The sequence below is a fragment of the Acinetobacter sp. Ver3 genome, from assembly GCF_000632455.1.
Taxonomy (GTDB): domain Bacteria; phylum Pseudomonadota; class Gammaproteobacteria; order Pseudomonadales; family Moraxellaceae; genus Acinetobacter.
Genome location: NZ_JFYL01000082.1, coordinates 1 through 10630 on the forward strand (window position 1 = coordinate 1; position 10630 = coordinate 10630).

Genomic DNA, 10630 nt, shown 5'->3' on the forward strand with positions numbered 1-10630 from the left:
ACCACAGTTCCCACAATGTGGTTTCTCTGCACGTGCAGTTGAAGCATTGAGCCAAATTGGTCGCCCATTTGCTTATGTAAATATTCTTGAAAACCAAGACATTCGTGCGACTTTGCCACAAATTGCAAATTGGCCAACATTCCCACAATTATGGATCAATGGTGAGTTGATCGGTGGTAGTGATATTATGCTAGAAATGTTCCAAACAGGCGAATTAAAAACGCTCGTGGAACAATATAGCCCAGCGCCTGAAGCTTAATTTAAGCGCAATAAAAAAAGCACCGATGGGTGCTTTTTTTATTTTGAAAACTTCAAATTAGTTTGAAGTCTCATCAGCGAGTTGAGAAGGTTGTTCTTCAGCATTGATCGCTTTATCTTTTTTAGCTTTGTTCTTTTTTCTTCTTTTTTTTCTTTTTCTTTGGCTCTTCTTCAATTTCAGCACCATCTTCAATGGCTTGCCAATATTCTAGCTGCTCCATGACGGCAGCATAGATTGATCCTTTGGTATAGCGACCTTTTTTATTTAATTCTCCGACAGGGCGAGCCATGAGAATTTCAAGTGCTTGATCAATTGTGTTAATGGCATGAATATGGAATTGACCTGCCTCGACAGCATCAATCACATCTTGACGTAACATTAGATGCTGCATATTTTGACGTGGAATAATGACACCTTGTTTGCCTGTTAAACCTTGAAGTTTACATGCATCAAAGAAACCTTCGATTTTGGCATTGACGCCACCAATCGGTTGTACTTGACCCAGTTGATTCATTGAACCCGTAATCGCCCATGACTGATCAATCGGCAGTTGGCTGATCGCAGAAATTAAAGCGGAGAGTTCTGCAACGGTTGCACTATCACCATCGACTTGACCATAACTTTGTTCAAAAGCCAAAGCGGCAGAGAAGTGCAAGGTTTGTTCACGTCCGAAATGTGCTTTCAAGAACGATGACATTAACAATACACCTTTAGCATGAAGTGAACCGCCTAACTCCACGCTACGTTCGATATCTAAAATATCGCCTCCACCTTGATACACTGAAGCAGTCAATCGTGATGGTAAGCCAAACTCGACATCTGCGTAGTGAATTACGGACAAAGCATTAATCTGACCGAGTCGATGACCACGCGTTTCGATAAGCTGTGTACCACGAGATAAATCTTGCCAGTACAACTCTCGTAAGTAACCTAGACGATATTGGCGGTGTTTGAGCGCAGTGCCGATATGTTCTGCTGTCACCATAGTTGCATTAGATTTAGATGCATGGTGATGAGATTCATGAATCAGATCACCTAAAGTTAAGGCATGTAGTGACAACGAACTCTGATCCTCTGCTTGACGACTTGAGTCGGTCAGTAAAGCAGCCAAGGCAGAACGATCAAATGGAAGCAGTTTAGAAGATTGAACATAGTCTGCAATCAAATGCATATAAGCTTGTTCATTTTCGTCATTACGTTGTAATGTGTCAGTAAAATCAGCTCGAATTTTAAAGATACTTCCTAACTCAGGCTCCACCTCCAGAATCTCATAATAGATTTCTGGTTCAGCCATTAAAATGACTTTCAATTGTAATGGAATCGATGCTGGCTCAATTGAAATGCTGCCCGTCAGCGTTAGCATGTGCTCTAGAGATGAGAGTTTAATTTGACCAGACTTAATCGCTCGTTTGAGTCCTTGCCATGCGTAAGGTTGCTCTAAAAGCTGCTCAGCCTCAAGCATTAAAAAACCACCATTGGCACGATGCAGTGCACCAGGTCGTATTAATGTAAAATCAGTGCTGATAGTGCCATTTTGCGTTAATTGTTCAACATGACCGAGTAAGTTGTAATGTGTGGGGAAATCTTCAAAGATGACTGGTGCCCCAGAATTTGGCTTGTTGCTAATGACTAAATTTGCTTGATAACGCGCAGGGACTCGGTTAAATAATGCAGGTGAAAAATCAATTTCTTCCTGTTCCAGTACGGTTTCCACATTGTCGATAATATCTTGAGCATATAGTTTTAAATACTGTTCAAGATGTTTGATATCTGGAAATTTATTTAATATATGTTCCATGCGAGGAATAATGACTTGTTTGGCAATGTCACGATTCAACTCAGACACCATATCTCGAGCTTCATCTTCGAGATCACCAATCTGTAAACCTAAACGCTCAAGCTTTTTATCCATATAACGGATATTGGACGCAATTTCAGAACGTTCTTTGCTACTCAGTGCATTGATGTCATCTTGAGACATTTCTTGAATTTTATTGTCTTTAAGATGAACAGGAATAAAGCAGTGTTCTTCATTACGACTGATCAACTTTAAATCAAGCTCTTCACCTTCTTTGGTGAGCTCAATCAAAGCTTGTTGTTGTTCATGACCTGTCGTTAAACGAATTTTTTCAATCCGATTGTGATACGTTTCAGCACTAAAACGACGTTCGAGCTGTTTGAAAATAGTTTGCCATGTTTGATGTAGCGTACTTTGAAACTTTGCGCCTTGTCCTGCAGGAAAGTTAAGCGCAATTGGGTTGCGTGCATTTTTGAAGTTGTATACATAAACCCAATCATCCGGTGTAGGCATATCTTTGGCATGTTGTTGGAGTAAGCGCTTGATCATGGTGCGTTTACCCAACCCTGCCGTACCCACAGCAAAGATGTTATAGCCTGAGTATGGAAGGGCAATGCCTGCTTCTACAGATGCTTTAGCACGATCTTGTCCTAAAAAATTATTAAGAGGCTTGATACGTTTTGTAGACGCAGGAATATTGTCATAATTTGGAATATGCGTCAGTTGTTCTGGTTTGAGTGCTGTTGCATTCAAGGTGTTTTGCGTGGCTTCAAGTTCAAATACGGATAGGAGCTTGTTTTGCGAGTTTTGTTCTAAGTTTGTGGATGTCGTGGTTAAAGCTACTGCGGTGGAACTAATTTGATCGTGTCTCTGGGTCACAGGTGAAATCCAAAACTATAATTTACATTTGATAGTTTAAGGTATACAGGTTTAGCCAAAAATATCAAGTTGAGATAGATCAAATTGATGAAATACTCGGTGAAGTTTGCGTAAATTATATTGAAACCAAGCGCATTACAGAGTTGAATAGCGAGAGTACTTTTCACTGAAAATAACAACGCAATGACATCACAATCTTCGTCACCAGAATCAGCTGGATGGACTTCGGCATTTAAAGCCTTTCTTGATCGACGCGCGATCATTATGCTTTTTTTGGGTTTCTCATCAGGTATCCCAATTTTTCTGATTTTTTCAACTCTATCTTTCTGGTTGAGTGAAGCCGGTATTCAGCGTAGTACCATTACCATGTTTTCATGGGCAGCCTTAGCTTATGCCTTCAAGTTCATTTGGGCACCTTTGATTGACCGATTACCATTGCCTTATTTAACAAGGAAATTGGGTAAACGACGAGGGTGGTTATTGGTTTCTCAGATTTTGGTCGCAATTGCTATTTGTTCAATGGCATTTACTGATCCGAGTATTCATGGAGGAAGTGTAGGGCCATTTTCAAGTTTAACGTTCATGGCGATATCCGCAATCTTTCTAGGATTCTCATCAGCGACACAAGATATTATCGTGGATGCTTATCGTATTGAGTTGACACAAGATACGAGTGTTCAGACGGTTATGGCTTCGACCTATAACGCAGGTTATCGAATTGCGACCATTGTAACTCAGCTCGGTGCATTACTCTTCGCTGCATCACTTGGTACAGCCATGGGTAACTATATTTATGAGGCGTGGCAGTCTACCTATTTACTCATGGCTGGATTGATGATGGTCGGGATTGTGACGACCTTAGTGATTCATGAACCAGTAGTAAATCAAGAACCTCATCAATATCAAGTAAAGGATTATTTTCAGTTATTTATCGTCTTTGTGATTTCAACAGTAGTCTTCGTTTGTGGGTTTCTCCAATTTGGTGCTTGGATTTCACAGTTAAATATCGATGGTAATTTTCTGTCATTTATTGGGCAAGTTTTACGTTTCTTCGCGAGTGTGGCGTTGGCTGTGTTGGTCGTATTTGGATTAACCCGAGCAAAACTCATTGATGAAAAAATAGTCGTCGAGACATGGCTATCACCGATTTTAGATTTCTTCAAACGTTATGGTTTGAAAGTTGCGTTAGCTATTTTATTACTCATTGGTTTTTATCGAATTTCAGATATTGTCGCTGGGGTGGTCGCCAATCTTTTTTATCTTGATTTGAATTTTGATAAAGAAGAAATCGCTTGGTTTAACAAGTTTTTCGCCATTTTTTTTGTAATTTTAGGTGGCTTCCTTGGAGGCTTATTAGCTCAGCGTTATAACATTATGAAAATGATGTTGGTGGGCGCAATTGTTGCCAGCACGACCAATCTCATCTTTGTGGGGCTCGTAAAATCTGGACCAACGATGAATCAAGTCTTGGTACAAATGGGAGGTCAACAGCATCAAGTGACTCCCGATGAAGTGGGGAACTGGTCTTTAAAGCTCCCTGCATCTAATTTTGCTGAACATAATAGTATTCAAGTGTTATCCACCCCTGATGGTTATGATAAAGCCCTGAATGTTGAAATCCCGCTTCAACGCTATTCGAGTCAAGATGATTCTCAGATTTTCATCCAAGCCATTGGAGGGGATAATGTTCTCTACCAAGATGAGTTAAGCAAGGATGTCATTATTCGCGGTCAACTCTCGAACTTAAAAGCTGACAGCACACTACAAACACTGAATATTCGTATTTCAAATCAGCAAGTGATACCTGCGAAGTTGGATCAAAATAATTGGAGCGTGGTCGTCCCGGGAGACAGTCTAAAAGACCACACTAAATTTACGGTGCAAGCGGTTGTGCAGCATGCAGATCAGGCGCATGAATTAACCCAAGATCATATTTATAAAACAGTTTCAACGATCCAACCGAAGTCACGTATAACTTTATCTGATCTTCCAGCTGTTCAAGTTGATAGTGATCAAATAGTCGAACTCAAAGGTAAAGTGGTTGTCCCTTATAGCAAGGTGTGGCTGGTGATGGGCATTGTATTTGACAATCTCGCATCAGGACTTGCTGGTGCAGTATTTATTGCGTTCCTATCAAGTTTGACTAGCGTTTCATTTACAGCAATGCAATATGCAATTTTTAGTTCATTGATGTTATTACTTCCAAAGATGATTGGTGGCTATTCAGGTACAATAGTGACAAACTTCGGTTATTCATCATTCTTCTTTATGACTTTTTTAATGGGTTTACCTATTTTGTTACTTGTTATTTGGGTGGCGAAATTGTTAAATCAGTTGAAAAGTACATCTTTCAATCAATAGGTAAATTTTATGCGAATGTTACATACCATGTTACGTGTAGGCAATTTAGAGCGTTCATTGTCGTTCTATACTGAAGTACTCGGTATGACTTTGCTTCGTAAACGCGATTATGAAGAAGGTCGATTCACTTTAGCCTTTGTGGGTTATGGTGATGAAGAAAACAATACTGTTCTTGAGCTAACGCATAACTGGGATACAGACAGCTATGAGCTTGGTAATGCGTATGGTCATATTGCGATCGCAGTGGATGATGCGTATAAAGCGTGTGAAGAAATCAAAGCACGTGGTGGTAACGTTGTCCGTGAAGCTGGACCAATGAAAGGCGGCGTAACCGTAATCGCTTTTGTGGAAGATCCAGATGGTTACAAGATTGAACTTATTCAACAAGACAGTAACGCGAGAAATAATTAAATTTCACTCGCTGATTTGTGAGTAAAATTTTAAAGATAAGCCCAATCGATGAGTATTGGGCTTATTTTCAATTCAGATAGAATAAAAAGAGGGATATGGGGTGCTAAAGCTCTTAGCGTTAGATCGTTTCACGATATTGCTGTTTGTTATGGTGATTTTAGCGTCAGCGATGCCAATTTCAGGTGTTGCTGCTCACTTTTTTTCTTATTTCACCACGATTGCAATTGCAATCCTATTTTTTTTACATGGTGCAAAGTTATCACGTGAAGCGGTGATTCAAGGCATTAAACATTGGCAATTACACAGTTTGGTCTTTGCACTGACGTTTGCAGTTTTCCCAATTCTAGGGTTGATGGCTAAACCTGTATTGCTACCGCTACTTGGGCAAGAACTGTATTGGGGCTTCTTGTTTATGTGCTTCTTACCCTCAACAGTTCAGTCTTCTATTGCATTTACTTCAGTAGCAGGTGGTAATGTCGCAAGTGCTGTGTGTAGTGCTTCATTCTCTAATATTATTGGTATGTTTATCACACCTATATTAGTGACCTTATTTATTTTAGGCCAGTCTGATCATGGGTTTAATCCAACCAGTGCGATCCTCAAAATTATTCTGCTGTTATTGGTTCCATTTATTTTGGGACAATTATTGCGTCCTATTGTTTTTCCTCTGATACAAAAAGCCCCGAGTATTGTCAAAACTTTTGATCAAGGCTCAATTCTTTTGGTGGTGTATGGCGCATTCAGTAGTGCAGTCGTAGCAGGTCTATGGAATGAAGTCAGTGGGGTGACCTTAATGTGGTTAATTATTGCATGCTCTGTGCTTCTGACCTTGATTATGCTTTTAGCCTATCACGCCCCAAAGTGGTTTGGATTTAATCGTGCCGATCAAATTGCTGTATTTTTTTGTGGTTCTAAGAAAACACTCGCAAGTGGAGTGCCTATGGCGCAAATTCTTTTCATTGGACAACCTATGGGGATGATCATATTGCCAATTATGATTTTCCATCAAATCCAATTAATGGTGTGCGGAATTATTGCAAATCATTGGTCCAAGCAAATTGAAAAGTCTTAAAGGAATAATTCGCTATCTGAAATAAAGTGGCGTATAATGTCGTCCACTTGTTGTGCTTAGCTCTGACGGAAGCCGTCTCGGTGGGCCAAAAGAATGGTCTGTTGTGGTGTTGATCTGCTGTATTTCAGCCTTTCCTCTGCGTCTGTTGTAATGGATGAAGAGAGTGATCAATTGCGATGACAGCTAAAGCCTTCTTAACTCTATGGAGAATCGACCATGCGCGCCGATATTCACCCAAAATACGAAAAATTAGTTGCTACTTGCTCTTGCGGTAACGTAATCGAAACTCGTTCAGCTGTTGGTAAAGAAACACTTTACCTAGACGTATGCTCAGCTTGCCACCCATTCTACACTGGTAAGCAAAAGAACGTTGACACTGGCGGTCGTATCGACAAGTTCAAACAACGTTTTGCTGGTATGTCACGTTCTATCAAACGTTAATACCCAAAATAAAAAAACAGGCGTTCAGCCTGTTTTTTTATGTCCAAAATATGGAATTAACTTTGATCTTGAACATTCATGAGCTGATCCAATTTACGCTGGTAATAATCACCTTGTAAAAATCTCACGTCGACATTCCACGCGTTGGCAAAGCTATTCATATCATTGAGATTTTTGAGTAATAAATTGACTGATCGATGAGTATTAAAGTATTCAATCGCCTGTTTAAAACGTTCAATACCTTCTTCAGTATTTAAATCATCTGTGAATTCTTCATGCAGCGTGAAATTCTGAATATTGGCAACTTTGAGAATGAGATTGCTACATTTACTTAATCCAAACTCGCAAACGGCAATATCTGCACCTTGTGCTCTCAATACCTCAATCGCAGGCAGAATTTCATTTAAATGTTGAGCAATGTATTTTTCTTTAAACTGTAAAATCAGTGGTTGAGGTGCTTTTGCTCCTACAATCATGAGCAGTTTTGAAATTAATTCTGCCAATTGATGATGCTTTAAAAGAACATGGTGTCGTAAATTAATAATCAGTTTAGCTTCAGGATATTGTGTTAAAAAATTGTGCAGTTGCTTCGCTGCTTCAACCAAAATCCATCGGTCAATTTTAATAGACAACTCAGGGTCATCTACCAATTCTTCAATATCGTCTAATTGAATCCATTGGTTTTCAAAAATAAACCCGCTGCTTACTTCATAGGTATTAAGACTAGTGTCTTCTTTATCATAGATTTGTTGGAACTTTAGCGTAATTTGATCGCGTTCAAGAACTTTACGAAGATGTACTAGGATATCGCCGTGAACTTCGTCTGACTGTACAGGTTCTTCAATTGCTTGAAATACAAATTCTGTTGAATGATCAGGCTCTACTTCAGAAGAAGGTGTATTTAACTGAATAGCGGTCGGCTCATCTGCTTGAGTAACTTCAAAATGAATCTCTTCAATTTCTTCAAGCGTTGTCTCTAAAGCAGCATCATTGCTCAATAAATTGGGTAGGGCAGTGTTATAAGCATTTGCAATGAGCTGTTCAAAATTATCTACATTTAAATCTGACAGTTTGAAAAGGCTATAACCAATTTTGACATGCTGTTGATAGGTTTGATCTCCCAAATTGACGAGTCTAGGTTTTTCAAGCGCATGTAACGCAGAGAGTCTTGATTTTAGAACTTCAATCGTTTCAGCTTGAATGATAGTGGCATACAGCGCTGTTTCAATTTTAAATACAGCGCCATTGGTCTGTTCGAGAATAAAATCTGAAAGTTTTCCGAAATAGCCTTTAAAAGTATCCCAATCAGAACTCAAGATATAGTCTGGACAACTGGCTAGGCTGAAGATGACCAAAGCATTTTCTTGAGCAGGGTGTTCTTCAAGATGTTGTAAAATTTTTGCCAATGTTGTGTGTGGTGCAATTCTATTGACTTGATGAGGTGTAGTCTCAAGTTGAGGACTAAATGAATGGTCACTCTGTTGAAAATGCGTTGAAATCGTAATTTCAATGACTTGATTTTGATCTGTAGGATTACATTCAATTTGGACTGGATTTTGATGTGTTAACTGTGTATTAAGAGAAATTAGTTCAAAAGGACCATACTCAAATTTACCGAAAGCTAATTTTTTAAATCGTGCTTTAAAAGATTGAATATCCTCAGGTTGTATTAAATCAATGAGCGGGAATCCAATAACGTCATCACACGTGTTGAAGCCAAATAAATGCGTAAACTCATGGTTGCATTCAACGACAATCCCTTCTTCTATGATTGCAACTGCTTTTTTATGCTCTTCGATCCAATTTTGTTTAATTTGAACATTGTGTTTCAGTTCATCCGTTAATTGCATCTGATTTTTTTGTAAGCGACTAAAAGCCAATGCTCTTATAATTTTAAGTAGACATTGTTCAGGTTGATCAATATTTAAAACATCATAGATGCCCATTGAAATGAGTTTTACTTCAGACATTTCTAGCGCTTCTGGAGCTAGATAAAGTGTGGGGGTTAAAGCTTTATCAGAATCTGCAAGCAGTCGAAGAAAATGAGTTAAGGTCAGCTCATAGGCGCGACCAAACAGAATTAAATCCCAATCTAAATGAAGTTGCTTTTCAAGACTCACTTGATCATCGAGTAGTACTGCTTCTACCTTGTACTCGCGTTTTTCGAGTAAAGAGATAATATGGTTATAACGAATCTGGTTATCATCGACAATGAGTAAGCGCATTCCAGATTGTTTTAATTGTGTTGATAGAAGTAGGTTTTTCACTTCAATGCTTCCCATACGTCTTGAAAACGATTTGATTCAAGGTTTTGATGTTGTAAAAATTCATCAATCAGATATTGCTGCTCATCATTAAATAATTCAAATTCAAATTGAACAAAACTTTGTGTGATGAGCATGGTCTTTATCAATTCTACTTTGATATCTTGATCAGTTAAGCGTAAATAAATAGATTGTTGTTCTTTGAAAAACTGTAAATTTGGCAAAATAAGAGAATGCTGTGGAGCATCAATCTTCAAGGTTTGTACAAATAAACATGGATGATAATTAAAAGAACTTCGATCTGTATAAACTTTTGCGGCGCAAGGGTGGATGTCGGGTCCAATCACTTCAAGCCCAAGTTCATAGCTTTTTTTAACAGATTGTTTGATCCAACGAATTACACCACCTTTCCATTTGCTGTTCACTCCCTCATTGATCAGGATAAATTCACCAGTTCTTAAATTTGGAGGTGCTTCTTCCTCTAACCAACGTACGCTATAACCATTTAAACTGATATCTAAAACTTGAGCCGCATGGATTTGACGTGCCTGTTTATCTAGAACCTTGTTTGATTTGTCTGTATAGGCATCTGGGTAGTCATTTAAATATGTAAATGCAAACTCGTCTTCTGATTTTGATTTAGGCGGTGTTAGTCGTAAGGTTTCGCTAAAAGTTTTGGTTTTAGAGAGATAATAATGAGCGGTAAGTAAACTGAAACAGAGTTGTAACTGAGCGGAATGTTCATAACGTTCATGTCGGCGTTCAATGGTCGAGCCTAAAACATTTTGTACATGAAATTTAAGAGGCGCAGTTAAATATGCTTTCTCTTTCTTAGATAAATATTCATTGTCCTTTTGAATGGTTAAGTTGACATGCTCAAGCAACGATTGTGTCGCCACGAAAATGTTTGGTTTAAAACTCTCATGGTGTTTTCGGTTGTAAACTGGCGGATGATCTTTAGTGGTATCAATGACGTAACGAGATAAAGCGGTTTCGCGTGGTAAAACTTGCACTAATTGTGCCCAATCCGCTGTGCATTGATAGAGCGCGTAGATCTCAGAAGGACGAATTTGGTGAGTATTAAATATTTCTAATAATAAGACTTGGGCATAGCACTGTTGAATATTTTTTAAAGCGTGATGAGT

General features: G+C 38.8%; 7 protein-coding genes and 1 pseudogene. 5 read left to right on the forward strand and 3 right to left on the reverse strand.

The window, feature by feature from the left end:
* The coding region (locus tag CL42_RS14325; protein WP_035270059.1) for a glutaredoxin family protein at window positions 1–259 on the forward strand (259 nt) is incomplete at its 5' end.
* A 121-nt stretch (window positions 260–380) separates the two neighbouring features.
* Here the strand turns inward: CL42_RS14325 and CL42_RS14330 are convergent.
* A complete protein-coding gene (locus tag CL42_RS14330) occupies window positions 381–2936 on the reverse strand; it encodes a Lon protease family protein (RefSeq protein ID WP_155757003.1) in 2556 nt (851 codons plus the stop codon).
* 183 nt (window positions 2937–3119) lie between these two features.
* Between CL42_RS14330 and CL42_RS14335 the strand changes: the two genes are divergently transcribed.
* The 4 genes from CL42_RS14335 to rpmE all read left to right on the forward strand — a co-directional run bounded on the left by CL42_RS14335 (window position 3120) and on the right by rpmE (window position 7221).
* On the forward strand, window positions 3120–5297 hold the full coding sequence (locus CL42_RS14335) for an AmpG family muropeptide MFS transporter (protein ID WP_035270060.1): 2178 nt from the start codon (window positions 3120–3122) through the stop codon (window positions 5295–5297).
* Window positions 5298–5306: 9 nt separating this feature from the next.
* On the forward strand, window positions 5307–5708 hold the full coding sequence (gene gloA, locus CL42_RS14340; RefSeq protein ID WP_035270062.1) for a lactoylglutathione lyase: 402 nt from the start codon (window positions 5307–5309) through the stop codon (window positions 5706–5708).
* Between the two features lie 100 nt (window positions 5709–5808).
* Complete coding sequence (locus CL42_RS14345) at window positions 5809–6780, forward strand: bile acid:sodium symporter family protein (RefSeq protein WP_035270063.1); 972 nt, start codon at window positions 5809–5811, stop codon at window positions 6778–6780.
* Between the two features lie 216 nt (window positions 6781–6996).
* Complete coding sequence (gene rpmE / locus CL42_RS14350) at window positions 6997–7221, forward strand: 50S ribosomal protein L31 (RefSeq protein ID WP_004971624.1); 225 nt, start codon at window positions 6997–6999, stop codon at window positions 7219–7221.
* 56 nt (window positions 7222–7277) lie between these two features.
* Here the strand turns inward: rpmE and CL42_RS14355 are convergent, their stop codons facing one another.
* Together CL42_RS14355 and CL42_RS17295 are read right to left on the reverse strand one after the other, a co-directional pair.
* Complete coding sequence (locus CL42_RS14355; protein ID WP_171076805.1) at window positions 7278–9488, reverse strand: EAL domain-containing protein; 2211 nt, start codon at window positions 9486–9488, stop codon at window positions 7278–7280.
* Window positions 9485–10630, reverse strand: a pseudogene (locus tag CL42_RS17295) (GTPase); the annotation flags it as partial. The gene CL42_RS14355 and the pseudogene CL42_RS17295, both read right to left, overlap by 4 nt.